26 protein-coding genes and 1 pseudogene are annotated in these 24,508 nt (G+C 73.1%); 12 read left to right on the plus strand and 15 right to left on the minus strand.

All coding sequences use genetic code 11. The annotated features are described in order from the left end of the window. Window positions 1–159 precede the first annotated feature (159 nt). The gene (locus tag ACGFYV_RS36490; RefSeq protein ID WP_393882849.1) at window positions 160–936 is read right to left on the minus strand and encodes an SDR family oxidoreductase; all 777 of its coding nucleotides are present in this window, start codon (window positions 934–936) and stop codon (window positions 160–162) included. Between the two features lie 78 nt (window positions 937–1,014). On the opposite strand from ACGFYV_RS36490, the gene ACGFYV_RS36495 reads away from it, so the two are divergent. The 7 genes from ACGFYV_RS36495 to ACGFYV_RS36525 all read left to right on the plus strand — a co-directional run bounded on the left by ACGFYV_RS36495 (window position 1,015) and on the right by ACGFYV_RS36525 (window position 6,644). Beyond that, window positions 1,015–1,830, plus strand: a complete 816-nt coding sequence (locus ACGFYV_RS36495; RefSeq protein ID WP_393882850.1) for an enoyl-CoA hydratase family protein — start codon at window positions 1,015–1,017, stop codon at window positions 1,828–1,830. Next, the gene (locus ACGFYV_RS36500) at window positions 1,827–2,696 is read left to right on the plus strand and encodes a CoA transferase subunit A (RefSeq protein ID WP_393882851.1); all 870 of its coding nucleotides are present in this window, start codon (window positions 1,827–1,829) and stop codon (window positions 2,694–2,696) included. Before ACGFYV_RS36495 ends, ACGFYV_RS36500 begins: the two co-directional genes overlap by 4 nt. A gap of 29 nt (window positions 2,697–2,725) precedes the next feature. After that, window positions 2,726–3,505 (plus strand): CoA-transferase subunit beta, encoded by a 780-nt coding sequence (locus ACGFYV_RS36505; RefSeq protein WP_393882874.1) that lies wholly within the window; start codon window positions 2,726–2,728, stop codon window positions 3,503–3,505. Further along, a complete protein-coding gene (locus ACGFYV_RS36510) occupies window positions 3,502–4,563 on the plus strand; it encodes an NAD(P)H-dependent flavin oxidoreductase (protein ID WP_393882852.1) in 1,062 nt (353 codons plus the stop codon). Before ACGFYV_RS36505 ends, ACGFYV_RS36510 begins: the two co-directional genes overlap by 4 nt. 112 nt (window positions 4,564–4,675) lie before the next feature. Further along, window positions 4,676–5,593, plus strand: a complete 918-nt coding sequence (locus ACGFYV_RS36515; RefSeq protein WP_393882853.1) for an LLM class F420-dependent oxidoreductase — start codon at window positions 4,676–4,678, stop codon at window positions 5,591–5,593. Beyond that, window positions 5,590–6,036 carry a hypothetical protein gene (locus ACGFYV_RS36520; protein ID WP_393882854.1) on the plus strand — a complete coding sequence of 149 codons (447 nt, stop codon included), beginning with the start codon at window positions 5,590–5,592 and terminating at the stop codon, window positions 6,034–6,036. Before ACGFYV_RS36515 ends, ACGFYV_RS36520 begins: the two co-directional genes overlap by 4 nt. Continuing rightward, window positions 6,033–6,644, plus strand: coding sequence for a Dabb family protein (locus ACGFYV_RS36525; RefSeq protein ID WP_393882855.1), 612 nt, complete (start codon window positions 6,033–6,035; stop codon window positions 6,642–6,644). The genes ACGFYV_RS36520 and ACGFYV_RS36525 overlap by 4 nt, the downstream gene beginning before the upstream one ends. A 78-nt stretch (window positions 6,645–6,722) precedes the next feature. Here ACGFYV_RS36525 and ACGFYV_RS36530 read toward each other — a convergent pair whose 3' ends face one another. The 4 genes from ACGFYV_RS36530 to ACGFYV_RS36545 all read right to left on the minus strand — a co-directional run bounded on the left by ACGFYV_RS36530 (window position 6,723) and on the right by ACGFYV_RS36545 (window position 10,637). Further along, window positions 6,723–7,880, minus strand: coding sequence for an acetyl-CoA C-acetyltransferase (locus tag ACGFYV_RS36530; protein WP_393882856.1), 1,158 nt, complete (start codon window positions 7,878–7,880; stop codon window positions 6,723–6,725). Between the two features lie 195 nt (window positions 7,881–8,075). Then, window positions 8,076–8,654: a TetR/AcrR family transcriptional regulator gene (locus tag ACGFYV_RS36535; protein WP_393882857.1), complete on the minus strand. Its 579-nt coding sequence runs from the start codon at window positions 8,652–8,654 to the stop codon at window positions 8,076–8,078. Beyond that, a complete protein-coding gene (locus ACGFYV_RS36540) occupies window positions 8,647–9,474 on the minus strand; it encodes an SDR family oxidoreductase (RefSeq protein WP_393882858.1) in 828 nt (275 codons plus the stop codon). The genes ACGFYV_RS36535 and ACGFYV_RS36540 overlap by 8 nt, the downstream gene beginning before the upstream one ends. Further along, window positions 9,471–10,637, minus strand: coding sequence for an acyl-CoA dehydrogenase family protein (locus tag ACGFYV_RS36545; RefSeq protein ID WP_393882859.1), 1,167 nt, complete (start codon window positions 10,635–10,637; stop codon window positions 9,471–9,473). The genes ACGFYV_RS36540 and ACGFYV_RS36545 overlap by 4 nt, the downstream gene beginning before the upstream one ends. A 75-nt stretch (window positions 10,638–10,712) precedes the next feature. Here ACGFYV_RS36545 and ACGFYV_RS36550 point away from each other — a divergent pair, with 75 nt between their 5' ends. Genes ACGFYV_RS36550 through ACGFYV_RS36560 form a run of 3 tightly spaced genes read left to right on the plus strand, consistent with a single transcriptional unit; the run spans window position 10,713 to window position 13,743 of the window. Then, window positions 10,713–11,585, plus strand: a complete 873-nt coding sequence (locus ACGFYV_RS36550; protein WP_393882860.1) for an enoyl-CoA hydratase — start codon at window positions 10,713–10,715, stop codon at window positions 11,583–11,585. After that, entirely contained in the window at window positions 11,585–12,754 is a 1,170-nt protein-coding gene (locus ACGFYV_RS36555; protein ID WP_393882861.1) for an acyl-CoA dehydrogenase family protein, read from the plus strand. The genes ACGFYV_RS36550 and ACGFYV_RS36555 overlap by 1 nt, the downstream gene beginning before the upstream one ends. Beyond that, a complete protein-coding gene (locus tag ACGFYV_RS36560) occupies window positions 12,754–13,743 on the plus strand; it encodes an acyl-CoA dehydrogenase family protein (protein ID WP_393882862.1) in 990 nt (329 codons plus the stop codon). Before ACGFYV_RS36555 ends, ACGFYV_RS36560 begins: the two co-directional genes overlap by 1 nt. A gap of 280 nt (window positions 13,744–14,023) precedes the next feature. Here ACGFYV_RS36560 and ACGFYV_RS36565 read toward each other — a convergent pair whose 3' ends face one another. After that, window positions 14,024–15,115 (minus strand): acyl-CoA dehydrogenase family protein, encoded by a 1,092-nt coding sequence (locus ACGFYV_RS36565; RefSeq protein ID WP_393882863.1) that lies wholly within the window; start codon window positions 15,113–15,115, stop codon window positions 14,024–14,026. 163 nt (window positions 15,116–15,278) lie between these two features. Here ACGFYV_RS36565 and ACGFYV_RS36570 point away from each other — a divergent pair, with 163 nt between their 5' ends. Next, entirely contained in the window at window positions 15,279–15,926 is a 648-nt protein-coding gene (locus tag ACGFYV_RS36570; RefSeq protein ID WP_393882864.1) for a flavin reductase family protein, read from the plus strand. On the opposite strand, the gene ACGFYV_RS36575 is transcribed toward ACGFYV_RS36570, so the two are convergent. The 8 genes and pseudogenes from ACGFYV_RS36575 to ACGFYV_RS36610 all read right to left on the minus strand — a co-directional run bounded on the left by ACGFYV_RS36575 (window position 15,854) and on the right by ACGFYV_RS36610 (window position 23,897). Further along, on the minus strand, window positions 15,854–16,462 hold the full coding sequence (locus ACGFYV_RS36575) for a helix-turn-helix transcriptional regulator (RefSeq protein WP_393882865.1): 609 nt from the start codon (window positions 16,460–16,462) through the stop codon (window positions 15,854–15,856). The genes ACGFYV_RS36570 and ACGFYV_RS36575 overlap by 73 nt on opposite strands. A gap of 181 nt (window positions 16,463–16,643) precedes the next feature. After that, on the minus strand, window positions 16,644–17,117 hold the full coding sequence (locus ACGFYV_RS36580; RefSeq protein WP_393882866.1) for an amidase family protein: 474 nt from the start codon (window positions 17,115–17,117) through the stop codon (window positions 16,644–16,646). Between the two features lie 5 nt (window positions 17,118–17,122). After that, window positions 17,123–18,122 (minus strand): annotated as a pseudogene (locus tag ACGFYV_RS36585) (amidase). Window positions 18,123–18,243: 121 nt separating this feature from the next. After that, entirely contained in the window at window positions 18,244–19,668 is a 1,425-nt protein-coding gene (locus ACGFYV_RS36590; RefSeq protein ID WP_393882867.1) for a purine-cytosine permease family protein, read from the minus strand. A gap of 40 nt (window positions 19,669–19,708) precedes the next feature. Next, complete coding sequence (locus ACGFYV_RS36595) at window positions 19,709–20,278, minus strand: DUF1097 domain-containing protein (protein WP_393882868.1); 570 nt, start codon at window positions 20,276–20,278, stop codon at window positions 19,709–19,711. A gap of 20 nt (window positions 20,279–20,298) precedes the next feature. Continuing rightward, window positions 20,299–21,684, minus strand: coding sequence for an amidohydrolase family protein (locus ACGFYV_RS36600; RefSeq protein ID WP_393882869.1), 1,386 nt, complete (start codon window positions 21,682–21,684; stop codon window positions 20,299–20,301). Window positions 21,685–21,729: 45 nt separating this feature from the next. Beyond that, window positions 21,730–22,869, minus strand: a complete 1,140-nt coding sequence (locus tag ACGFYV_RS36605) for an acetamidase/formamidase family protein (RefSeq protein WP_393882870.1) — start codon at window positions 22,867–22,869, stop codon at window positions 21,730–21,732. Then, window positions 22,869–23,897 carry a carbamate kinase gene (locus ACGFYV_RS36610; RefSeq protein WP_393882871.1) on the minus strand — a complete coding sequence of 343 codons (1,029 nt, stop codon included), beginning with the start codon at window positions 23,895–23,897 and terminating at the stop codon, window positions 22,869–22,871. The genes ACGFYV_RS36605 and ACGFYV_RS36610 overlap by 1 nt, the downstream gene beginning before the upstream one ends. A 13-nt stretch (window positions 23,898–23,910) precedes the next feature. Between ACGFYV_RS36610 and ACGFYV_RS36615 the strand changes: the two genes are divergently transcribed. Then, the gene (locus ACGFYV_RS36615; protein WP_393882872.1) at window positions 23,911–24,060 is read left to right on the plus strand and encodes a hypothetical protein; all 150 of its coding nucleotides are present in this window, start codon (window positions 23,911–23,913) and stop codon (window positions 24,058–24,060) included. A gap of 43 nt (window positions 24,061–24,103) precedes the next feature. Here ACGFYV_RS36615 and ACGFYV_RS36620 read toward each other — a convergent pair. Continuing rightward, window positions 24,104–24,508 (minus strand): amino acid ABC transporter ATP-binding protein (locus ACGFYV_RS36620; RefSeq protein WP_393882873.1); only part of this gene is annotated, 405 nt, incomplete at its 5' end.

Consider the following 24,508-nt stretch of genomic DNA (forward strand, 5'->3'; position numbering starts at 1 on the left):
GTCGACGTGCTCTGGGCAATGCTGCGTGACAAGAGGCTGTTCACCTCCGCCCCGCCGGTCACGCAGACGGCTTGACACAGTCATTGAGATTCCTTTCCGACGGTTCGGTGAGCGCGTCGGGATCTCCGCCGGAACGGCCCCGAGTCCCGCGCGAGTGGGTCACTTGTTGACGGTGGCGGCGTCCAGGAAGGCCGGGCGCTCCCCTCCGCCGTGGACGTGCAGGCTGGCGCCGCTGATGTAGGCGGCCCGGTCGGAGGCGAGGAAGACGCAGGCGTCGCCGACCTCGGCGGGGTGGGCGAGGCGGCCGAGCGGCACGGTGCGGCCGACGGCGGCGATCCCCTCCTCGTCGCCGTAGTGCAGGGGCGAGAGTTCGGTGCGGACCATGCCGAGGACGACCGTGTTGACCCGTACCGCGGGCGCCCATTCCACGGCCATGGAGCGGGCGAGGTTGTCCAGGCCGGCCTTCGCCGCCCCGTACGCGGCGGTGCCCGGTGAGGGCCGGGTCCCGCTCACACTGCCGATCATCACGATGGACCCGCCGCCGTCCTGGCCGCGCATCACCTCGTACGCGGCGAGGGAGGCCGTCAGGGGCGCGAGCAGGTTCAGCTCGACGACCCGGGCGTGCCGCTGGGCCCCGCCCTCGCCGAGCGCCCGGAAGGGTGTGCCCCCGGCGTTGTTGACCAGGGTGTCGAGCCGCCCGTACTCGCGGTGCACCCGGGCGAAGAAACCGTCGACCGCCTCCGGGTCGCGCAGGTCGACGGGGAGGAAGCGGGCGGTGCGCCCGCCCGCCTCGACGGGCGTGTCCGGAGGCCTTCGTGCGCAGGTCACGACCTGTGCGCCGGCCTCCAGGAACGCACGGGTGATTCCCGCCCCGACACCCCGGCTGCCGCCGGTGACGACGGCGACGGATCCGGTCAAGTCGATGACCGCTGCCAATGGACACCTCCCGCAACGAGCGGACCGCTGCTATCTTCCGCCTAACAAACGTTTGGTGGAAAGGTAGCTGATCTGCCCATGGGTGTCTCCACCTCTGCCCCCGAAGAGGGCATCGCCGTCGTCACCGTGGACTTCCCCCCGGTCAACGCCCTGCCCGTCAAGGGCTGGTACGACCTGGCCACCGCCGTGCGCGCCGCGGGGGCCGACCCGAAGGTGCGCTGCGTCGTGCTCACGGCCGCGGGCCGCGGTTTCAACGCCGGCGTCGACATCAAGGAGATGCAGCGCACGGCCGGGCACGACGCCCTCATCGGCGCCAACCGCGGCTGCTACGAGGCGTTCGCCGCGGTGTACGACTGCGAGGTGCCGGTGGTCGCCGCCGTGCACGGCTTCTGTCTGGGCGGCGGCATCGGACTCGTCGGCAATGCCGACGCGATCGTCGCCTCCGACGACGCGACCTTCGGCCTGCCCGAACTGGACCGGGGCGCGCTCGGCGCGGCCACGCATCTCGCCCGGCTGGTGCCCCAGCACCTGATGCGGGCCCTGTACTACACCTCGCGCACCGCCACCGCGCAGGAGCTGCATCAGCACGGCTCCGTGTGGCGGGTCGTCCCCCGCGAGCGGCTGCTGGACAGCGCACTGGAGCTGGCCCGGGAGATCGCCGCCAAGGACGGCACCCTGATCCGGCTCGCCAAGGCCGCGATCAACGGGATCGACCCGGTGGACGTCCGCCGCAGCTACCGCTTCGAGCAGGGCTTCACCTTCGAGGCCAATCTCAGCGGCGTCGCCGACCGTGTCCGCAACACCTTCGGCACGGACAGTCAGCCGGAGGCCGAGGAGCAGGAACCCCGGGCGCAGGAACCGAGGGAGCAGCAGCCGAAGGAGCAGCACGCATGAGCAGGGACAAGACCATGACCGCCGACGAGGTCGTCGGCCGGCTCTCCAGCGGCATGACGATCGGCATCGGCGGCTGGGGCTCGCGGCGCAAGCCGATGGCGCTGGTGCGCGCGCTGCTGCGCTCGGACGTCACCGACCTGACCGTCGTCTCCTACGGCGGCCCCGACGTCGGACTCCTCGCCGCCGCCGGGAAGATCCGCAAACTGGTGGCGGCCTTCGCCACCCTGGACTCGATCCCCCTGGAGCCGCACTTCGCCGCGGCCCGGCAGCGCGACGCGCTGGAGCTGGTGGAGCTGGACGAGGCCATGCTCATGTGGGGTCTGACCGCCGCCGTGCACCGGCTGCCGTTCATGCCGATCCGCGCCGGTCTCGCCTCGGACGTGCTGCGCGTCAACCCGCTGCTGCGCACGGTGAGATCGCCGTACGACGACGGCGAGGAGCTGGTCGCCGCCCCGGCCCTGCGGCTGGACGCGGCGCTCGTCCACCTCAACCGGGCGGACCGGCACGGCAACGGCCAGTACCTCGGCCCCGATCCGTACTTCGACGACCTGTTCTGCGAGGCCGCCGACACCGCGTACGTGTCCTGCGAACGGATCGTGGACAGCGCGGACCTGCTGAAGGAGGGCGGGCCGCAGACCCTGCTGGTCAAGCGCGCGTTCGTCGACGGCGTCGTCGAGAGCCCGAACGGCGCGCACTTCACCTCCTGTGCCCCGGACCACGACCGCGACGAGGCGTTCCAGCGCGCCTATGTCCGCGCCGCCAAGGACCCCGAGGCCTGGCGGGCCTTCACCGAACGGTTCCTGTCCGGCGACGAGGACGCGTACCAGGCCGCCGTGGCGGCGTTCCACGAGGAGGAGACCGCATGAGCAGCCCTACGACGGCGAAGACGACGGCGATGACGACGACGGCAGCGGCGTCGATGACGACGGCGACGCGGGCCGAGTACTGCGTGGTGGCCTGCGCCGAGGCCTGGCGGGACGCGGGCGAGGTGCTGGCCAGCCCGATGGGCACCGTCCCGACGATCGCGGCCCGGCTGGCGAAACTCACCTTCTCGCCGGACCTGTTGCTGACCGACGGGGAGGCGATGCTCATCGGCGACGTGCCGGCGATCGGCGCCCGCGCCGAGGTGGTGGAGGGCTGGCTGCCCTACCGGCAGCACCTGGCCATGGTCGCCACCGGACGGCGGCACGTGATGATGGGCGCCGCCCAGCTCGACCGGCACGGCAACCAGAACATCTCCTGCGTCGGCGACTGGGCCCGGCCCGCCCGGCAGCTCCTCGGCGTGCGCGGCGCCCCGGTCAACACCCTGAACAACCCGACCAGTTACTGGATCCCCAAGCACAGCCCGCGTGTGCTGGTCGAGCGCGTGGACATGGTCAGCGGGGTCGGGTACGACCGTGCCGCCGCGGCCGGCCCCTCCGCGACCCGGTACCACCGCGTCCCGGACGTGATCACCGACCTGGGCGTCTTCGACTTCGAGACCCCGGACCGCACGATGCGTCTGCGCTCCCTGCATCCGGGCGTGAGCGTCGAACAGGTCGTCGCGGCCACCGGTTTCACGCTCACCGTCCCCGCCGAGGTGCCGACCACGCGCGAGCCCACGGCCGAGGAACTGCGCCTGATCCGGGAGGTCATCGACCCGAAGGGGCTGCGCGACCGCGAGGTGCCCGCATGAGCTTCACCCTCGACACCCCGCTGACCAAGCTCGTCGGCGTCCGGCACCCGGTCGTGCAGACCGGCATGGGCTGGGTGGCCGGGCCCCGGCTGGTCTCGGCCGCCGCGAACGCCGGCGCGCTCGGCGTCCTCGCCTCCGCCACCATGGGCGTCGAGCAGCTGCGCTCCGCCGTCCGCGAGGTCAAGTCCCGCACGGACGCGCCGTTCGGCGTCAATCTGCGGGCGGACGCCGGGGACGCGGCCGAGCGCGTACGGATCATCGTCGAGGAGGGTGTGAAGGTCGCCTCGTTCGCGCTCGCGCCGTCCCGGGACCTGATCGCGCGGCTCAAGGACGCCGGGGTGGTCGTGATCCCGTCCATCGGCGCCCGCCGGCACGCCGAGAAGGTCGCCGCGTGGGGCGCGGACGCCGTGGTGGTGCAGGGCGGCGAGGGCGGGGGCCACACCGGGAACGTGGCCACCACGGTCCTGCTCCCGCAGGTCGTGGACGCCGTGGACATCCCGGTGATCGCGGCCGGCGGCTTCCACGACGGGCGCGGCCTGGTCGCCGCGCTGGCCTACGGCGCCGCCGGGATCGCCATGGGCACCCGCTTCCTGCTCACCTCCGAGAGCACCGTGCCGGACGCGGTCAAGGCCCGGTACCTGGCCGCGTCGGTCAAGGACGTCACCCTCACCACCAAGGTGGACGGCCTGCCGCACCGGATGCTGCGCTCCGACCTGGTCGACGCGCTGGAGCGCTCGGGCCGGGCCGCCTCGCTGCTGCGGGCGCTCCGGCACGCGGCCGCCTTCCGCCGCGAGAGCGGGATGAGCTGGGCGCAGCTGGTCCGTGACGGTCTGGCGATGAAGCACGGCAAGGAACTGACCTGGAGTCAGGTCCTGCTGGCGGCCAACACCCCGATGCTGCTCAAGGCGTCGATGGTGGACGGCCGTACCGACCTCGGGGTGATGGCCGCGGGCCAGGTCGCGGGCGTGATCGACGATCTGCCGTCCTGCGCCGAACTCGTCGACCGGATCATGTCCGAGGCCCACGCCACGCTCCGTGCCCTGCCCCACGCCGGCTGACGCACCGCACCCCGCTCCACCCACGGCGGCTACCTGACCCACGGCCTCGGCCTGGACACCCCGGCCCTGGCCAGGCTCCGCGCCCGACTGCTGAGTTGAGGAAACACCCCGCATGCTGAAACTCGCCATGATGGCACCCTTCACCGACGGCCTGATCACCTCGGGCGGCTTCCTTCGCGACCTCGCGGGCACGCTGGAGGAGTGCGGCGTCGAATCGCTGTGGACCGTCGAGCACGTCGCCGTCGCCGACGGCTACGAACCCAACTACCCCTACGCCGACGACGGCCGGATACCGGGCAGTTCGGGCTCCGTCCCCATGCCCGACCCCCTGGAGACCATCGCCTTCCTCGCCGGCGCGTCCACCACCCTGCGCTTCGGCACCGCCATGATGGTCGCCCCGCTGCACAGCCCGGTGGTCCTGGCCAAGCGCGCCGCGACGATCGACCGGCACTCGGGCGGCCGGCTGATGCTGGGCCTCGGCATCGGCTGGCAGAAGGAGGAGTACGAGGCCGTCGGCGTGCCCTACCGAGACCGGGGGCGGCGCCTGGAGGAGTGCGTCGGCGCGATGCGCGCGCTGTGGGCGGACACCCCTGCCTCGTACACGGGACGGCACGTCTCCTTCACCGCCCTGCGCTCCCTGCCGCAGCCGGAGGCGGGGGCCGTACCGGTCGTCCTCGGCGGCAACAGCGACCCGGCCGTCCAGCGGGCGGGCCGCATCGGCGACGGCTGGTTCCCTTACACGATCGGCCCCGAGGACTTCGCCCGCCAGGCCGGCCTGATGCGGGCCGCCGCGCGCGCGGCGGGACGGGCCGAGGACGCCGTGGAGATCACCGTGTGGCCCGGCTCCCGTGACCGCGCGCGGGAGGGGGATCCGTCCTGGGTGCGCGGCTTCACCGACGCGGGGGCCACCCGCCTCGTCATCGCGCCCCGTATCCGCGGCACGGAGGGGATCACGGGCCCGCGTGGTCTTGCCGCGCTGCGCGACCAGGTCGACCGCTACCGCACCGAGGTGCTGGAGAAGCTGTCGTGAGCGGGGCCCGGGACGGGGCCCGCGACGGGGACAGGAGCGGGGCCTGGAACGAGGTCCAGGTCATCGACACGGTCGTTCTCGCGGGCGACCGGGTCGCGCCCTGGCTGCGGCACTGGCGCGCCGACTACCTGCCGGGCGCCCGGGGCCGCGGCATGGTCGCGGAACGTGTGTGGCGCAGCTGGACGGGCCCGGACACGGTCGCCGTCCGCGTCCTGTGGTCGCTGCCGGACAGTGCCGCGTTCTTCGCCGCGCGCGCCGTGGCGAAGAACGACCCGGGCGTCGCCGCGTTCTGGACGCGTACCGATGCGATGGCCCTGGACCGCGACCGGCAGGTGCTGGAACCGGTCGACGTCGACGGGGAGTTGAACGCCGACGGGGAATCGGACGCGGAGGAGGAATCGGACGCGGAGGGGGAATGCAACACGGAGGGTGGGGCGGCATGACCCGCTGGGTGGCGCTGCTCCCGGCGCACGGCACCGAGCCGTACGGCACCGAGCCGTACGACGCGGCGGGCGCGCTCCCCGGTGTGTCGGTGTCCTCGGCGGCGCCCGACCTGCCGGGGAGCTTCGGCGGCGCGGGTGCCACCTGGGACGTGACGGCGCGCCGGTCGCCCGCCGCCATCGCCGCGGAGCTGGGTGTGCCGGAGCCGTCGGAGGCGGTGGCGCTCGTGCCCGTACGCGGCCGGACGGTCCCGCTGTCCGGTCCGCGGGTGAAGCGGACGCTGCTGCTGACCGTGCGGCCCGGCACGCCCGCCGGTCTCGTGGCCGGTCTGGAGCGGGACCTCCTCGCCATGCCGGCCCACATCCCCGCCATCAGGTCCTGGGCGCTGAGCCGCGTGGACCGGGCCCGTACACCGTCGCGGTGGACGCACGTCTGGGAGCAGGAGTTCGCGGACGTGGCGGGCCTGACCGAGGACTACCTCGGCCATCCCTACCACTGGACCCGCGTGGACCGCTGGTTCGACGGCGAGGTGCCCGGCGGCGGGATCGTGGAACCGGCACTGGCGCACGTCTTCCGCCGGAGCCGGGGCCCGGTGCTCGTCTCGTCCTGAGGCACGCACGGCACCGCCACCCGTCCGCGACCCTTCGTGAGGGCCGCGGACGGGTGGCGTGTTCCCGGGCCGGTCCGTTCAGAGCCGCTCGATGATGGTGACGTTCGCCTGGCCGCCGCCCTCGCACATGGTCTGGAGGCCGTAACGGCCGCCGGTGCGCTCCAGTTCGTGCAGCAGGGTGGTCATGAGCTTGGTGCCGGTGGCGCCCAGGGGGTGGCCGAGGGCGATGGCGCCGCCGTTGACGTTGACCTTCTCCGGGTCGGCGCCGGTCTCCTTCAGCCACGCGAGGACCACGGACGCGAACGCCTCGTTGATCTCGACGAGGTCGATGTCGTCGAGGGTCATCCCGGCCTTCTTCAGCGCGTACGCCGTCGCGGGGATCGGCGCGGACAGCATCCGGATCGGGTCCTCGCCGCGCACCGACAGGTGGTGGATGCGGGCGCGCGGGGTCAGCCCGTGCTCGCGTACGGCCCGCTCGCTCGCCAGCAGCATCGCCGAGGCGCCGTCGGAGACCTGGGAGGAGACGGCGGCGGTCAGCCGGCCGCCCTCGACCAGCGGCTTGAGGCCCGCCATCTTCTCCAGGCCGGTGTCACGGCGCGGACCCTCGTCCGTCGTCACGTCCCCGTACGCGGCGATCTCCCGCGCGAAGCGGCCCTCGTCGATGGCCCGGACCGCCCGCTGGTGCGAGCGCAGCGCGAACTCCTCCATGTCCCGGCGGGAGATGTCCCACTTCTCGGCGATGAGTTCGGCGCCGTGGAACTGGTTGACCGGCCGGTCGCCGTAGCGGGCCCGCCAGCCCTGGGAGCCGGCGTACGGGCCCTCGGTCAGCCCGAGCGGCTCGGCGGCCTGGCGGCTGGCGAAGGCGATGGGGATCTGCGACATGTTCTGCACGCCGCCCGCCACCACCAGGTCCTGGGTGCCGGACAGGACGCCCTGGGCGGCGAAGTGCACGGCCTGCTGCGAGGATCCGCACTGCCGGTCCACCGTGACCCCGGGCACCTCCTCCGGCAGCCCGGCGGCCAGCCAGCAGGTGCGGGCTATGTCGCCGGCCTGCGGTCCGACGGTGTCCAGGCAGCCGAAGACGACGTCCTCGACGGCGGCCGGATCGACGCCCGAGCGCGTCATCAGCGCCTTGAGCACGTGGGCGCCGAGGTCGGCGGGGTGGGCGGCGGCGAGGCCTCCGCCCCGCCTGCCGACGGGGGTGCGTACCGCTTCGACGATGTAGGCCTCGGCCATGATCACTCCTCGTTCGATGTCTGTGTGTCTGTGTCCGCGTACGTCCGTGTCCGCGTACGTCCGTGTCCGCGTATGTCTGTGACTGCGTATGTCCGTGTCCGCGTATGTCTGTGACTGCGAATGTCCGTGACTGCGAATGTCCGTGTCCGCGGATGTGTCTGTATCTGTGCCGGTGAATGTGTCCGCGGGCTCGTGTCAGGTGCGCGGGGCGATGCCCTCCAGCACCATCGACAGGTACTGGCGGGCGATCGCCTCCGGGCTGTGCCGGCCGCCCGGCTGGTACCAGGACGCGGCGACCCACACCGTGTCGCGCACGAAGCGGTAGGTGAGCCGGGCGTCCAGGTCGGTGCGGAAGTCCCCTTCGGCGACGCCGCGTTCCAGCGTGGACAGCCACGTCTTCTCGAAGGAGCGCTGGGACTCGGCGAGGAACGCGAACCGGTCCTGGGCCCGGAGCTGTCTGCTCTCCTTCTGGTAGATCGCGACGGCGGCGCGGTGCCGGTCGATCTCCCGGAAGGACTCGGTGACGAGGGCCTCCAGCGTCTCGCGGGGCCCGAGGCCGGCGGCCAGGACGCGGTCGTAGCGGCCCCACAGCTCGTCGAGGAAGCTCCGCAGGATCTCCTCCAGCATCGACTCCTTGGAGTCGAAGTGGTAGTAGAGGCTGCCCGCGAGCATCCCGGCACGGTCCGCGATCGTGCGGACGGTGGTGGCGTTGTAGCCCTGCTCGGCGAACACCTCGGCGGCGGTGCCGAGGAGTTCCCCGCGCCGCTCACGCATGCTGGCTGCTGACCGACACGGTCTCGCCCGTCATGTACGAGGAGTAGCCGGACGCCAGGAAGACGATGACGTTGGCCACCTCCCAGGGCTCGGCGTAGCGGCCGAACGCCTCGCGGGAGGTGAGTTCCTCCAGCAGTTCCGGGGTGGTGACCTTCACCAGGTGCGGGTGCATGGCGAGGCTCGGCGAGACGGCGTTGACGCGTACGCCGTACTCGGCGGCCTCGACGGCGGCGCAGCGGGTGAGTGCCATGACGCCGGCCTTGGCGGCGGCGTAGTGCGCCTGGCCCCGCTGGGCGCGCCAGCCGATCACGGAGGCGTTGTTGACGACGACTCCCCCGCTGCCCGCCGCCTTCATCCGGCGCAGCGCGGCGCGGGTGCAGCGGAAGGTGCCGCCCAGGGTGACGTCGAGGACCTTGTCCCACTGGTCGTCGGTCATCTCGACGAGGTCGGCGGTGCCGCCGAGTCCGGCGTTGTTGACGACGATGTCCAGGCGGCCGTGGCGTTCCTCGGCGAGGTCGAAGAGGGCGGCGACCTGGCTCTCGTCGGTGACGTCGCAGGGCAGGGCGGCGACGCGGTCCGCGCCGAAGGCGGCCGTCAGCTCGGTCTGCGTCTCCTTGAGCCTGCGGGCGTGTGCGTCGGAGACGACGACACGCGCGCCCTCTTCGAGCAGTCGCCGGGCGGTGGCGCCGCCGATGCCGGCGCCGGCGGCGGCGGTGACGACGGCGGTGCGGCCCAGCAGGAGGTCGTGGCCCGGGACGTACGGGGGCGGGGACGGAGGCTGGGTCGGGGGCTGGGTCGGGGGCTGGGCGGTCGGGGTCACGGGCGGGCCTCCCTGGGCAGGCCGAGGACGCGTTCGGCGATGATGTTGCGCTGGATCTCGTTGGAGCCGGCGTAGATGGTGTCGGAGCGGGAGAAGAGGAACAGCCGCTGCCAGTCGGTGAGGTCGTACGGTTCGCCGGCGGCCAGCATGCCGTCGGCGCCGCAGACGTCCATGGCGAGTTCGCCGAGTTCCCGGTGCCAGGTGGCCCAGAAGATCTTCCCGATGGACGCCTCGGGGCCCGGTGCCCCGGCCGTGACGCCTTCCAGCATGCGCAGGGCGTTGAACCGGATGGTCTCGAGGCCGGTCCAGGCGCGGGCGACACGGTCGCGGATCAGCGGGTCCCGGGCCGCGCCGTTGCGCTTCGCCAGGTCGATGACCGCCTCCAACTCGCGCCGGAAGCCGACCTGTTGGCCGAGCGTGGACACGCCTCGTTCGAAGCCGAGGGTGGCCATGGCGACCTTCCAGCCCTCTCCGGGGGCGCCGACGATGTTCTGTGCGGGGGTGCGGGCCCCGTCGAAGAACACCTCGTTGAACTCGCAGGTGCCGGTCAGCTGGGTGATGGGCCGGACCTCCACGCCCGGCTGGTCCAGCGGGACCAGCAGGTAGGACAGTCCGGCGTGGCGGGTGGAGCCGGGTCCGGTGCGGGCGACGACGAAGCACCAGTCGGACTCGTGGGCGAGCGAGGTCCAGATCTTCTGACCGGTGACGACCCATTCCCCGCCGTCGGGTTGGGCTCGGGTGCGGACGTTCGCGAGGTCGGAGCCGGCGTCCGGCTCGCTGTAGCCCTGGCACCACAGCTCCTGGACGGCGACGATCGGCGCGAGGAAGCGCTCGCGCTGTTCGGGCGTGCCGAAGGCGATGAGGGTGGGCCCGAGCAGTTGCTCGCCGATGTGGTTCACGCGGGCGGGGGCGTCCGCGAGGGCGTACTCCTCGTGGAAGGCGACCTGCTGTTCGAGGCTCGCGCCCCGGCCGCCGTACTCCTTCGGCCAGCCGACGCAGGTCCAGCCCGCGCCCGCCATGTGCCGCTCCCAGGCGAGGCGTTCGGCGAACGCCTCGTGCTCACGGCCGGGACCTCCGCGACCGCGCAGGCTCGCGAACTCACCGGTGAGGTTGGCGCGCAGCCAGGCGCGGACCTCGGTACGGAACTCCTCGACGCTGCTCATGGGCGGCTCCGGACGCTCGACGGCTGACGGCTCGCACGTTAACCTACCAAACACTTGTTAGAAAAGGAGGCGTGGATGTCCGCTGCCCGCACCCCGACCACGCAGCCCGTCCGCTGCGAACGCCACGGCCCCGTCGCCGTGGTCACGATGGACCGGCCCGAATACCGCAACGCCCAGAACTCCGCGATGACCTACGCCTTGGACGAGGCCTTCTACCGCGCGGCCGACGACGACGAGGTCAAGGTCGTTGTGCTCGCCGGCGCGGGGAAGCACTTCAGCGCCGGGCACGACATCGGCACCCCGCAGCGCGACGCGCACCTGCCGTTCGACCGCAGGGCCGGCCTGTGGTGGGACCACTCCGACAAGCAGGGCGCGGAGAGCCGCTTCGCCCGCGAGTCGGAGGTCTACCTCGGCATGTGCCGCCGCTGGCGCGAGCTGCCCAAGCCGGTGATCGCCTCGGTGCAGGGCGCGTGCGCGGCGGGCGGTCTGATGCTCGCCTGGGTGTGCGACCTGATCGTCGCCTCCGACGACGCGTTCTTCGCCGACCCGGTGGTCCGCATGGGCATCCCCGGAGTCGAGTACTTCGCCCACCCGTGGATGATGCCGCCACGGATCGCCAAGGAGTTCCTCTACACCGGCGACCGGATGAGCGCCCAGCGGGCGTACGAGGTCGGCATGGTCAACCGGGTCGTCCCGCGCGCCGAACTCACCGACCACACTATGGAGTTGGCGAACCGGATCGCCGAGATGCCGCGCCTGGGCCTGGCCCTGACCAAGCGCGCCGTCAACCAGGCCGAGGACCTTCAGGGGATGCACGCCGGTATGGACTCGGTCTTCGGACTGCACCATCTCGCGCACGCGCACAACGCGGAGACCGCGAAGGACTCGCTCGGCGGCATGGACGTCCGCGCGATGAAGGCGGCCGGCGGGGCGGAGGCGGGAGCCTGATGGATCTCGACTTCACCGCCGCCGAGGACGCCTTCCGGGCCGAGGCCCGCGCCTGGCTCGCCGCCCATGTGCCCGAGCGCCCGCTGCCCTCGCTGGAGACGGCGCAGGGTTTCGCGGCCCACCGGGAGTGGGAGCGCACGCTGCACGCCGACCGCTGGTCGGTGGTGTCCTGGCCCGAGGAGTACGGCGGCCGGGGCGCCTCGATCCTCCAGTGGCTCGTCTTCGAGGAGGAGTACTTCGCGGCCGGCGCGCCCGGCCGGGTCAGCCAGAACGGCATCAACCTGCTGGCCCCGACCCTGTTCGAGCACGGGACCCCGCAGCAGCTCGCGCGCGTCCTGCCGGCCATGGCGAGCGGCGAGGTGATCTGGGCGCAGGCCTGGTCGGAACCGGAGGCCGGCTCCGACCTCGCCTCGCTGCGCTCCACGGCCCGGCGCACCGACGGCGGCTGGCTGCTGAGCGGCCAGAAGACCTGGTCGTCCCGGGCCGCGTTCGCCGACCGCGCCTTCGGCCTGTTCCGCAGCGATCCGGAGGCGGACAGGCCGCACCGGGGTCTGACCTACCTGATGTTCCCGCTGGACGCCGAGGGCGTGACCGTGCGGCCCATCGGGCGGCTCGACGGCAAGCCGGCCTTCGCCGAACTGTTCCTGGACGACGTCTTCGTACCCGACGAGGACGTGATCGGCGAGGTGGGCCAGGGCTGGCGGGTCGCGATGAGCACGGCGGGCAACGAACGCGGGCTGACCCTGCGCTCCCCCGGCCGTTTCACCGCGACCGCCGGCCGGCTGACCCGGCTGTGGCGCGAGCGGGCCGACCCGTCCGACACCGCGCTGCGCGACCGGGTCGCCGACGCGGCGATCGGCGCCCGCGCCTACCAGTTGTTCACCTACGCGGGCGCGTCACGCATCGTGCGGGGAGGGTCGATCGGCGCCGAGTCGAGCCTCAACAAGGTCTACTGGTCCGAGCTGGACATCGCCCTGCACGAGACGGCGCTCGACCTGCTCGGCCCGTACGGCGAACTCTCCGACGAGGCCGCCGAGTCGCCCGCGCACGGCGCCTGGGCCGAGGGCTACACGTTCTCCCTCGCGGGTCCCGTCTACGCGGGCACCAACGAGATCCAGCGCGACATCATCGCCGAGCGGCTGCTCGGCCTGCCGAAGGGACGCCGGTGATGCGGTTCCTCCTCGACGACGAGCAGCGGGAGTTCGCCCGCTCACTGGACGGCATGCTGGCGGCGGCCGGCACCCCCGCCGCCGTCCGGGCCTGGGCCGAGGGGGACCACGGTCCCGGGCGCGCCCTGTGGACCCGGCTGGCACAGGCCGGGGTCTTCGGCCTCGCCGTGCCCGAGGAGCACGACGGCCTGGGCATGCTTCCGGTCGAACTGGCCGTCGCCTTCACCGAGTCGGGCCGCCACGCCGTGCCGGGCCCGCTGGTGGAGACGGTCGCCACGGCGGCCCTCCTGGACCGCCTGGGCGACAAGGGCGCCGCCGCCGACTGGCTGCCCGGCATCGCCTCCGGCACGACGGTCGCCTCCCTGTGCCTGCTCTCCCCCGAGGCCCCTTACGCCCTGGACGCGGACGCCGCCGACGCGGTGTTCGTCGTCGAGGGCGACACCCTGCGCCTGGCCGGGGAACACGGCACCCTCCAGCCCTCGCTGGACCCGGCCCGCCGCCTGGCCCGCCCCGGCGCCGGAACGGTCCTGGCGCGGGGGCCCCAGGTGTCCGCCGCGGCCTCGCACGCCGCCGACGTCGCCGCGCTGGTCACCGCGGCCCAGGCCCTCGGTCTCGGCCGCACCCTCCTGGACCGGACGGTCGAGTACGCGCGCCGGCGCACCCAGTTCGGGGTGGCCATCGGCTCCTTCCAGGCCGTCAAGCACCGCCTGGCCGACACCCTCATCGCCCTGGAGTTCGCCCAGCCCCTGGTCCACGCCGCGGCCCTGGCCCTCGCCGCGGGTGCCCCGGACGCCGGCCGGGAGATCGCCGCGGCCAAGGTCACCTCCTGCGAGGCCGCCTGCACCGCCGCCCGCACGGCCCTTCAGGTCCACGGCGCCCTCGGCTACACCGAGGAGCTGGACCTGTCCCTGTGGATCCGCAAGGCCCGCGCCCTGCGCTCCGCCTGGGGCACCCCCTCGGCCTGCCGCGCCCGCGTCCTCGCCGCCTGACCCCACGTACGACGGCTCGCCCTCCCGGAGATCCTGCCCGGGAGGGCGAGCCGCTGTTCGGCTGTGTACGTCTCGACTGTGTACGTCTCGACCGCGCGCATCTCGGAGACCTGGGGCCGGCTGAACTCCACGCGAGGGGCGGGGCCTTGGGGCGCGGCGCAGGAGTCGGTCCGGGAAGGAGACGAACGGTGCGGCGCCCCGGAACCCCCGGTGGGCGACGGCGTTTCCGGCCTGCGCGCCCACGCCCCAAAGGACCCGCGCGGACGCGGCGGGTGCCGGCCTAGGCCGCCGCGCTCCCGCTCCCGCGACCGTCGTCCGTCAGTCCCAGGTCCGCCGCCAGGCGGGCCCGGTGCCAGGCCGGGGAGCCGAGGAGCTGGGACGAGCCGTGGGCCCGCTTGAAGTAGCGGTGGGCGTCGTGTTCCCAGGTGATGCCGATCCCGCCGTGCAGCTGGATCATCTCCCCGGCCACCACCGAAAAGGCCTCCGAACAGGCGGACTTGGCCACCGCCGCGTACCGGGACAGCTCCGGCGCGCCCTGCGCCGCCGCGGTCGCCGCCCCGAGGGCCGCCGAACGCGCCGACTCCACCAGCACGTAGGCGTCCGCGAGCCGGTGCTTGACGGCCTGGAAGGAGCCGATGGGGCGGCCGAACTGGACGCGCTCGGTCGCGTACGCCACCGTGACTTCGAGGCAGCGCTCCGCCGCCCCCACCTGCTCGGCCGCCAGCGCCGTGCAGGCGAGGTCGTGCACGTGCCGCAGCACGCGACCGCCGTCGCCGTCCGTCCCGATCAGCCGTGCTTCGGCGTGGTCGAGGAGGACGCGGGCCTGGGGCCGGGACGTGTCCATGGCCGTCAGCGGTTCGCGCCGCAGGCCGGCGCCGTCCACGGCGACCTGGAAGAGGGAGACACCGGCGTCGGTGCGGGCGGCCACGAGCAGCACGTCCGCGTCGGCGCCGTCCAGGACGTGGTCCTTGGTGCCGGTCAGCCGCCAGGTCCCGTCCGCGCCACGGCGGGCCTTCGTCCGGGTGGCCGCCGGATCCCAGGAGCCGTCCTCGGCCCAGGCGAGGGCGCCGGTCGCGGTGCCCTCCGCCAGCGCGGGGAGCAGCTCACCGCCGTCGCCCGAGGCCAGGAGGGCCTGGGTGGCGAGCACCGCGGAGCCGAGGTAGGGGACCGGGGCGAGGGTGCGCCCCAACTCCTCCATCACCACGTGGACTTCGAGCGCTCCGCCGCCGGCTCCGCCGAACTCCTCGGGGACGGCGAGCGCCGCCACGCCGATCTGCCGCGTGAGGGGGCGCCAGGCCGTCGCGTCGGGGTGGCGGGCGAGCACCGCCCGTACGGCCGACCGCAGTTCGCGCTGTTCCTCCGTGAATCTCATCTGCCGCTGCCTCCGTGGTGCTCTTCTGGGCTCCGCCCACTTGACGTGCGGGTGCGAGAGGTATCCAATCACAGGTGTTTCGATTAGGCATATACCTAGTAGGCACAAACGGCGCAGACGCGCACCAGGCACACCCATACTCCGTAGCAACGCAGGAGGACGCATGACCGCCCTCGCTCCGCACACCCGCATGCCGGCCGCCCCGCTCGACGACACCGCCTTCCGGGAGGCGATGAGCAGTTTCTGCACCGGCGTCGCGGTGATCACCGCGACACAGCCCGACGGCCGGCCGGCCGGAATGGCCGTCCAGTCCTTCTCGTCGGTGTCCCTGGACCCGCCCCTGGTGTGCTTCTGCCCCGCGAGCACGTCGTCGACGTGGCCGAAGCTGCGTGCGGCCGGACGGTTCGCCGTCAACGTCCTCGCAGCCGATCAGCGGGAGTTGTGCCGGCAGTTCGCCGTGACCGGCGGGGACAAGTTCACCGGGGTCGGCTGGACACCCGGCCGCAACGGCGCACCGCTGCTGGACGGCGCGCTCGCGACGATCGAGTGCGATCTGGCGGGCACGTTCCCCGGCGGCGACCACGTCATCGCGCTGGGCAGGGTCACCGCCCTGACCACCGCGGACCACACCGCGGACCACACCGCGGAGCACACGGCAGACCGCACGGCGGGCCACATCGCGGGCCACATCGCGGACCCCACCTGGGACAGCGGTCCGCTGCTGTACTTCCGCAGGACCTACGGGCGCCTGCGGTCCAGTTCGTCCAGGTCGGCCAGCATCGCGTCGGCCAGGTCCCGCTCCGAGGCGTAGTACCGCTCCGCCCACTTCAGGGTCAGCACGGAATACGCCCACGCCTCGTCGGCGCGGCCACCCTCCGCGTCGGCGGCGGCGCGCCGGCGCATGCTCTCGGCGTACTCCCGGTGTCGGCCGAGCACGTCACGCATCTGCTCGGGCTCCAGCAGATGTCCGAGCCACAGGCGCAGCATGACGCCGTGCTTGAGCACCGGCGGCTCCACCGGCGACTCGCGCGCCCAGGTGCGGACCGCCTCCAGGCCCTCGTCGGTGATCCGGTAGACCTTCTTGTCGCGGTTGCCGGTCTCCTGCGCGACCATCCGCGAGGTCGCGTACCCGGCCTGTTCCAGGCGCTTGAGTTCGCTGTAGATCTGGCTGAACGACGGGCTCCAGTAGAAGAAGCCGAGCGACCAGTCCGCCCACTTCTTCAGGTCGTAACCGGACAGCTCCTCGCCGAAGGAGAGCAGTCCGAGCACCGCCCAGCCGGTCGCCGGGAGTGCCGGCCGCCCCGTGTCGTCGCCGCTCTTCGCGCCACTCTTCGTCTGCTCAGCCACACGCGCAGTCTACGGAGCCCAGTGCGCCCCCCGCTGCGCCCCGGGCGATCTCCCGGTGCCGGGGGCCGGATCCCGGTACCGGCGGCCAGATCTCGGTGCCAGGGGCCAGATCTCGGTGCCGGCGGCCAGATCTCGGTGCCGGGGGCCGGGTCCCGGCACCAGCGGCCGGACTGCCGTCTCGTCAGAGCCCCGAGGGCGCGGTCGTGGGCGGTGACGGCGGGTCGGCGGGCCACCGGTGGGCCCAGGGTGCCGCCCGCTCGAACGCCGCCGCGGCGCGCAGCACGTCGGCGTCGGCGAGATGGCGTCCGGTGATCTGCAGTCCGACGGGCAGCCCCTCGCAGGTCCAGCCCGCGGGGACGCTGATCGAGGGCTGGCCGGTGAGGTTGGCGGCCAGCGTGAACCCCGTCCACGCGGTGGGCGAGACCATACGGCCGTCGATGCGCTCGGGGCCCTGGATGTCGACCGGGAAGGGCGGGACGGCGGTGGTGGGGGTGACGAACAGGTCGTAGGAGGACATGAGCCGGGCCATCCGGTTGACGACGGCCTTGGGGGCGATGTTGGCGTCGGTGAACCGTTCGGCCGTCCAGGACTGCCGCATCAGGCTCACGAGGTGCGGGGACATGCGCCCGCCGTGCGTGTCGATCAGACGGCGCATGCCGGTCAGGTCGGTCTCGGCGACGAAGAGGGCCGTGAACTGCTCCGCGGGGTCGCCCCAGCCGGCGTCACCTGCTCGACGTGGCAGCCGAGTTCCTTCTCCAGGACCGCGACCGCGGCGCCGACGGTCTCGCGGACCTGCGAATCGACGGCGAGGTAGCCGAGGTCGGGGCTGTAGGCGACGCGCAGCCCGGCGATGTCCGGCTCGCGGATCGCCGGCCGCCAGTCGACATCGCCGCAGGGGATCGAGTGGCGGTCGCGGGCGTCGGGGCCCGCCAGCACGGAGAGCATGAGGGCCGCGTCGGCGACGGTACGGGTGAGCGGGCCGATGTGTTCGAGGGACTCCCAGCCCGAGACGCCGGGCAGGCGTTCGTCGCGGCAGCCGGGCCAGACCGGGACGCGGCCCATGGCCGCCTTGAACCCGACCAGACCGCAGTGGGCGGCGGGGACCCGCACGGATCCGCCGCCGTCCGAGCCGAGCGCCACCGGGGCGAGGCCCGCGGCGACGGCGGCGGCCGACCCCGCGCTCGAACCGCCGGGCGTGAGCGCGGTGTTCCACGGGTTGCGGGTCGTGGGGAACAGCGGGTTGTGGCCCGTGGCGCTGTAGCCGAACTCGCTGGTGTTGGTCTTGCCGACGACGACCGCGCCCGCGGCCACGGCCCGTTCGACGACGATGTCGTCCTCGTCCGGTACGAAGTCCTCGTAGGCCGGGGAGGCCGAGGTGGTGCGGATGTCACGGGTGCTGAAGGTCCTTGACGCCGAGCGGCACTCCCGCGAGGACACCGGGATCCTCACCGTGGGCGAGGCGTTCGCCCAGGGCGCGGGCCTGTGCGCGGGCCCGGTCGGGGACGAGGGTGCAGTAGGCGCGCAGCGCCGGGTCCACGTCCGCGACCCGGTCGAGGACCGTGTCCACCGCCTCCAGCGGGGAGACCTGCAACGTGCGGATGCGGTGGGCGAGTTCGGTGACGGGCATGCGGCACAGCTCGTCTCGGGCGGCGCGGTCCATCTGGCGGGTTCCTCCGGGCGGGCGATCTCACGGACACTCGGGCAGGGTGGGGCGGCGGTCGTCCGCGGGGACTTCGCGGGGGGACGGAGAGACCACGAACGACCGCCGCGTCGAGGGGGGTTCAGCCGGCCGGGGCCAGTGGCCCGGGCGCGGTCCTGGCGACGCTCTCGGCGGCCAGGCACACGCCGCAGGCGACCACCATGCCGATCAGCGGATCGACCGCGCCGGGCAGCAGATAGTGCGCGGCCGTCGCCGCGCCCGCACCCGCCGCCCAGGCCACGAACGCGGAGGCGCGATAGGCGCGCGGGGCGCGGCGGGCGGTGCGGTGGCACAGGATCAGCTGGTCGGTGACGATGACGGCGCCGATGGGCGGTACGAAGACGCCGAGCAGGTTCAGCCAGTCGAGGAACATGCTCCACACCCCGGTCAGGGCCGCGGCCATGCCGACCGCGCTCAGCGCGATCGCCAGCGGGCGCATCCGGGCGGGGGTGATCGCCGACCAGCCGACGGCGCCGTTGCAGAGGCAGTGGGAGGCGACGGAGCCGAGGTTGGCGAAGATCAGCAGGACGGCCAGGGAGGTCAGCAGCGGACCGTGGCCGGTGAGCAGGCCGAGGAATCCGCCGCCGTCGACGGCCGGGTCCACCGCGCCGCCGACGGCCACGACCATGCCGCCGACGAGGAAGGCGGCGCTGTTGGTGAGCGGGAAGGCGCAGGAGGCCGCGATCACCGCGCTGCGGCCGTTCTTCGCCCAGCGGGTGAAGTCCGCGGTCATCGTGCCCGAGTCGGAGAAGCCGGCGATCACGATGCCCATCGCCGCACCGAACGACAGCAGATGCCCCCCGCCCCCGTAGGTGAGCGCCGACCGGAGCGAGACACCACTGTGGGTGAGGCCGAACCAGAGGGCCACGCCCGCCAGGACGACGAACAGCGGGGTCGCGATCAGGCCGATCAGGGACAGGGCGCGGATCCCGATGACGGTCACGACGGTGTAGATCACACCGCCGAGCAGGGCGCCCCACAACGGCGCCCAGCCCAGGGTCTGTTCGAGGGTCGTACCGCTCAGCCCGATCTGGAACGAGAACCAGCCGATGACGACGGTGGACAGGAACCCGGCCGGGATCCGGGCGCCGAGGGTGCCGAAGGTGCGGGCGGCCTGGTGGGAGAAGTTCTCCCTGGTGCGGCCGGCGAGCCAGCTGAGCGCGCCGACGTAGCCGAACAGCACGAGGTTGCCGAGCAGGATGGCGGCAGCGCCGCGCGGCAGGCCGAGACTGTAGACGATGACACCGCCGAAGACGGCGTTGCCGAGGTTCATCGGGAAGCCGAACCAGACCGCGGACACGGACAGCAGTCCGCGGCGTGCCGAGACGGGCACCGGTTCGTGTTCGTACTCGTGGCCCAGCGCGGCGAGTTCACCGTCGCCAGGCCCGTACCGGCCGGTGTCTCTCGCGCCGCCGGTCGTGTGCGTGTCGGTCGTGTGCGCGTCGGTGCTGTCCGTGTTGGTGCTGTGCGTGTCGGTGGTGTGCGTGTTCGTGGTGTCGTTCGTCATGTGCCCTCCTGGGGCGTCGACTGCGGTGAGGGGTCCCGGCTCACGCGGGGTCCGGGCCGGCCGCCGAGGGCTTGGCGGGCGAGTGTTCGGCGGTGACCTGTTCCGTCGTACGGACGGGGAAGGTCAGCCGGTTGGAGAGACAGGCGAAGACGGGTCCGAGCGCGTTCATCGCGATGACGCTGATCCACGCCACCCAGGGATTGCCGACGTCGTAGCCGAAGCCGCCGAAGAAGGTGGCGAAGAAGCTGGCGAAACCGAGGAACATGCCGGGGATCAGGGCCAGCGCCTTGATCCGTCCGGCGTACATCAGGGCGCTGTTCACCACCAGGATGACCAGCGCCTGCATGGTGTTGCGGGCCAGCGGGCCGTCGCCGAGCGCCGCGCCCGCGTGCTGTTCGACCAGCACGATGAGCAGGGCGAAGGTGGAGCCCGCGGGCATGGCGAGCCACAGTCTGCGGGCGTTGTCCCAGCTGCGACCACCGAGCAGGAACGTGCCTGCCCAGGAGATGAAGATCGCCCAGGGAGGCAGGTGCAGGGCGTTGCCGCCGATGAACGCCGTCAGGCCGGCGAGGACGGAGGCGACGATTTCGTGAGGGAGGCGTTCGCGCATGAGGACTGTTCGGCTGGAGGTCAGGGGACGGGTGCGCGGTGCCGTGCGGGTGGTGGGGGGTGCGGGTGGTGGGGGCGCGAGGTGCGGGTCGGTGGACGGAAAGCGGGTGAGGGACGGGGTGTCTCGGGATGTCTCAGGGGGCTGAACGGGCCTCGGCGGGAGAGGAGTTCGCTCGTCCCGCGGGTGCGGGCCACGACCCTTCCCGCCTTGACGACGTACGCGCGCTCGGGCCGGTCGAGGACGATGTCGTCGTAGGCCCGGGTGTCCAGGACGACCAGGTCGGCTCGGGCGCCGGGGCGTACGCCGTAGTCGTCGGCGACGCCCACGACCCGGGCCGCGTCATGGGTGACCATGCGCAGCACCCGGCGCAGGTCGGCGGGCCCGGACAGATGGCCGGTCTGCGCGAGCAGCAGTGCCGTGTCCAGGGGGTCCGCGCGCCCGTACGGGGTGAACGCGTTGCGGATGTTGTTCGAGGAGCAGGCGGCGAGGACGCCACTGCTCCACAGCTCGCGCACCGGGGCGACGCCACGCCTGACCGCCTGGGTGCCGCGCCGGCCGCCCAGGTGCAGATCGGTCGCCGGCAGGGGTACGACGGCGACGCCCGCGTCGGCGAGGGCGGCCATCGCCCGCGCCCGGTCGGCGGGTGCCCGGCCGCCGAGCGAGACCATGTGTCCGAGCGTCACGCGCCCGGCCAGGCCCCGCCGGGCCGTCTGCTCGGCGATGAACTCGGCCAGTGCGTACCGGGGATCGGAGGCGTCGTCGGCGAAGTCGGCGTGCAGGTCGGCCGGTACGCCGTGCTGGGCCGCGAGGTCGAGGACGAGTTCGACGTGGCGGTGGCAGTTCTTGAGGCTCTCCTCGTTGTAGGCGCAGCCGCCGATCACGTCGGCTCCCACGGCCAGCGCGGCGACCAAGAGCTTCTCGGTGCCGGGCGAGCGCAGGACACCCTCCTGCGGGAAGGCCACGATCTGCAGGTCGACCAGGTCCCGGTACTCCTCGCGCAGTTCGAGCAGCACCTCGACACCGAGCAGTCCCGCGATCGGGTCGACGTCCGGGTGCGCGCGGATCACGGTCGTGCCGTTGAGCACGACCGCCTCCAGGACGCGGCGCGCCCGCTGTCGTACGCCGGCGTGCGTGAAGTCCCGTTTGAGTTCGCCGGTGACGGCGATCGCGCCGGCCAGGGTTCCGTCGGGGTTGGGGCGTACGCCGTCCAGGAGGGCCTTGTCCAGGCGCAGATGGGGTTCGACGAAGCCGGGCAGGACGACCCGGCCGGCGCACTCGATCACCTCGTCGGCCACCCGGCCGGTGGCGTCCCCGACGGCGCTCACCCTGCCGTCGTCGATCACCACGTCGCAGGGTGACTCGGCGTCTTCGACGCGCGCCTGACGCAGCATCAGCTGTGGTGGCACAGGGCCTCTCCGATGGTGGATGGTCGGGTGACGCGGGGCGCGCGCTCACGCACGGATATCGGCCTCACGGATGCCGGACTCACGGACGCCGGACTCACGGACGCCGGACTCACGGAAGTCGGCCTCACGGAAGTCGGCCTTGCGGATCAGGCGGTGCACGCCCTGGACCTGGTCGACGACCTGCGAGATCTCGAAGTCGGCGGCGGCGCTGAGGTAGGCGTAGGCCGTGGTGCGGGCCATGCCGAAGCGGTCCGCGAGGAAGTCGACGGCGGCACGCACCGCGGCGCGCATCGCCAGGTTCAGGTCCTCGTGCAGCCCGAAGGGGATCCAGTACCGGTCGGTCTCGCCGAAGGGCTGCCGCAGGGCCGAGGCGGCGGCCCTGGCCCGGGAGCCCTTGAGGACGGTGAGCCGGAAGGTGGCGCGCAGCGGCGCCTCCATGGCGGTAAGGGCGACTTCGCCGTTGCCCTGCGCGTAGTGCGGATCCCCGGTGTAGAACCCGGCGCCCTCCGTCTGCACGGGCAGGTACAGGGCGGAGCCGCTCGTGAGGTCCTTCATGTCGATGTTGCCGCCGTGTCGTCCGGGCGGCACCGTGTGCTCGCCGTGGTCGGTGTCGGTGGACACGCCCATGACGCCCATGAAGGGGTGCAGCGGGAACCGCGCCGAGCGGCCGTCCCCGTACGGGATCACGCCGACGTCGCGGCTGGCCTCGCGCTCCACGGTGCAGAAGGTGAACTCGGGTCCCTCGCGGGCGAATTCGTCCGGCAGGGCGCCGCGTCCGTGCCGGCTGGAGATCACGCCGTAGTCGGCGCGCCGGTGCAGGGACAGCACCTCGGCCTTGAGGAGGTCGCCGGGTTCGGCGCCCCGGACCCGGACGGGCGCGGTGGCGACATGGGGGCCGTCCGCGTCGGGGTCCCGCGGCGGCGGTGTCCTCGCCAGCAGGCGTGCGTCGGACAGCACTTCGGTCGCGGCGATCCCGAACTGCCGGAAGAACGCCACCGGGTCGCGCCCCTGGTCCTCCAGGATGCCTTCGTGGGAGATGGTGTCGAAGGTGACGGTGTCGCCGGACTCGATCGTCAGTCCCGGCTTCGTGGTGCGGCAGGGGAGCCGTCCCCAGCCGACGGATTCCGGGGTGGCCCGCAGATAGTGCGTGCCGTCGACCGGACCGTGTCCCGATTCGAGGATCATCACTGCCTCCCTGCCGTGACGGTGTCGTCGAGCGATGTACGGGCGGGGGTGACCGGCTCGCGCCCGAACCAGGTGCCGGTGTGTCCGTCGAGCGCGGCGCCGAGCCGTTCGGGGGAGGTGATCAGCGCCTCCCGGCCGGGGGCGCCCGCGAGGAAGTCCAGTGCCGCCCGGATCTTGGGGCCCATGCTGCCCGCGGGGAACTGGCCCTGCGCCATGAGTCGTTCGGGCTCCTCGCGGTCCAGGCGGTCGAGGAAGCGCTGGGTGGGCCGGCCGTGGTCGACGGCGACCCGTTCCACACCGGTGGTGATGACCAGCAGGTCCGCGCCGAGCGCGGCGGCCAGGTGCGCCGAGGTGAGGTCCTTGTCGATGACCGCCTCCACACCCCGGTAGCCGCCGTCCGCCGACTCCACCAGCGGGATGCCTCCGCCGCCGCCCACGATCACGGTGAATCCGGCCGTGGACAGCGCTCGTACGGCCTCGGTCTCCAGGACGCGCCGGGGCCGGGGCGAGGGGACGACACGGCGCCAGCCCCGCGCGTCCTCCTGCGCCACCGTCCAGCCGTGCGCGGATGCCAACTCCCGTGCCCTCGCCGCCGGGTAGAAGGCGCCGATGGGCTTGGTCGGCCGGGCGAAGGCCTCGTCGTCCGCGTCGACGACGGTGTGGGTGACGAGGGCCGCGATGTGGTCCGGGGTCCTGCCGAGGCCGCGCAGCCTGCCCGCGAGCGCGGTGGCCAGGACGGAACCGAGGCCGCCCTGCGTTTCGGCGACGCACATGTCGAGGTCCAGCGTGGGAAGTTCGGGGGCCAGGGATGCCGCGAGGTCCGCGCGGCGCTTGATGAATCCGACCTGGGGTCCGTTGCCGTGGGTGACCACGACCCGCCACCCCGCGTCGGCCAGCGCGACGACCGGCACGGCCAACGCTCGTGCGGCCTCGGCCTGTTCGGCGACGGCGGCGGGGCCGCCACCTCGCAGCAGCGCGTTCCCGCCGACGGCGACGACCGCTGTCCGCAACACGGTTCGGGGAATCATGCGGTCACCGTAGATGCGGGCGCTGAACGGCGATGCCCCGCTGGAACCCGCGCTACGGGAGCTGCTGGCCGTCGGCCACCACTCGGGCGGCGACCTGGCACGCGGGGTCGCGGCGGTGGCGGTGACGGTGACAGTGGCGGAAACACGGACGCGGGCGCGGTGATGTCACCGCGCCCGCGTCGCCTCGCCGCTCTACGGCAGCGCCGTCACAGCACCTTGGACAGGAAGGACTGCGTCCGTTCGTGCCGCGGGTTCGTCAGGACCTCGCGGGGGTGGCCGGACTCGACGACGACGCCCTCGTCCATGAAGACGAGGCTGTCGCCGACCTCGCGGGCGAAGCCCATCTCGTGGGTGACGACGACCATCGTCATGCCGGACTCGGCCAGGTCGCGCATGACGTCCAGGACGTCACCGACCAGTTCCGGGTCCAGGGCCGAGGTCGGCTCGTCGAACAGCATCAGCTTCGGGTCCATCGCCAGGGCGCGGGCGATCGCCACCCGCTGCTGCTGGCCGCCGGACAGCTGGGAGGGGTAGTGGCCGGCCCGGTCGGCGAGGCCGACCCGCTCCAGCAGCTGCATCGCGCGTTCCCGGGCCTGCGCCCTGCTCTGGCC

This window comes from Streptomyces sp. NPDC048297, assembly GCF_043201585.1.
In the GTDB taxonomy this organism is placed as follows: domain Bacteria; phylum Actinomycetota; class Actinomycetes; order Streptomycetales; family Streptomycetaceae; genus Streptomyces.

Coding starts and splice junctions, on each gene's coding strand:
- ACGFYV_RS36495 (WP_393882850.1), top strand. CDS start 1,015: ATGGGTGTCTCCACCTCTGCCCCCGAAGAGGGCATCGCCGTCGTCACC.
- ACGFYV_RS36510 (WP_393882852.1), top strand. CDS start 3,502: ATGAGCTTCACCCTCGACACCCCGCTGACCAAGCTCGTCGGCGTCCGG.
- ACGFYV_RS36605 (WP_393882870.1), bottom strand. CDS start 22,869: ATGATCCTCGAATCGGGACACGGTCCGGTCGACGGCACGCACTATCTG.
- ACGFYV_RS36610 (WP_393882871.1), bottom strand. CDS start 23,897: ATGATTCCCCGAACCGTGTTGCGGACAGCGGTCGTCGCCGTCGGCGGG.
- ACGFYV_RS36560 (WP_393882862.1), top strand. CDS start 12,754: ATGCGGTTCCTCCTCGACGACGAGCAGCGGGAGTTCGCCCGCTCACTG.
- ACGFYV_RS36615 (WP_393882872.1), top strand. CDS start 23,911: ATGCGGGCGCTGAACGGCGATGCCCCGCTGGAACCCGCGCTACGGGAG.
- ACGFYV_RS36505 (WP_393882874.1), top strand. CDS start 2,726: ATGACGACGACGGCAGCGGCGTCGATGACGACGGCGACGCGGGCCGAG.
- ACGFYV_RS36595 (WP_393882868.1), bottom strand. CDS start 20,278: ATGCGCGAACGCCTCCCTCACGAAATCGTCGCCTCCGTCCTCGCCGGC.
- ACGFYV_RS36525 (WP_393882855.1), top strand. CDS start 6,033: ATGACCCGCTGGGTGGCGCTGCTCCCGGCGCACGGCACCGAGCCGTAC.
- ACGFYV_RS36570 (WP_393882864.1), top strand. CDS start 15,279: ATGACCGCCCTCGCTCCGCACACCCGCATGCCGGCCGCCCCGCTCGAC.
- ACGFYV_RS36580 (WP_393882866.1), bottom strand. CDS start 17,117: ATGCGCCGTCTGATCGACACGCACGGCGGGCGCATGTCCCCGCACCTC.
- ACGFYV_RS36565 (WP_393882863.1), bottom strand. CDS start 15,115: ATGAGATTCACGGAGGAACAGCGCGAACTGCGGTCGGCCGTACGGGCG.
- ACGFYV_RS36535 (WP_393882857.1), bottom strand. CDS start 8,654: ATGCGTGAGCGGCGCGGGGAACTCCTCGGCACCGCCGCCGAGGTGTTC.
- ACGFYV_RS36500 (WP_393882851.1), top strand. CDS start 1,827: ATGAGCAGGGACAAGACCATGACCGCCGACGAGGTCGTCGGCCGGCTC.
- ACGFYV_RS36530 (WP_393882856.1), bottom strand. CDS start 7,880: ATGGCCGAGGCCTACATCGTCGAAGCGGTACGCACCCCCGTCGGCAGG.
- ACGFYV_RS36590 (WP_393882867.1), bottom strand. CDS start 19,668: ATGACGAACGACACCACGAACACGCACACCACCGACACGCACAGCACC.
- ACGFYV_RS36545 (WP_393882859.1), bottom strand. CDS start 10,637: ATGAGCAGCGTCGAGGAGTTCCGTACCGAGGTCCGCGCCTGGCTGCGC.
- ACGFYV_RS36515 (WP_393882853.1), top strand. CDS start 4,676: ATGCTGAAACTCGCCATGATGGCACCCTTCACCGACGGCCTGATCACC.
- ACGFYV_RS36555 (WP_393882861.1), top strand. CDS start 11,585: ATGGATCTCGACTTCACCGCCGCCGAGGACGCCTTCCGGGCCGAGGCC.
- ACGFYV_RS36550 (WP_393882860.1), top strand. CDS start 10,713: ATGTCCGCTGCCCGCACCCCGACCACGCAGCCCGTCCGCTGCGAACGC.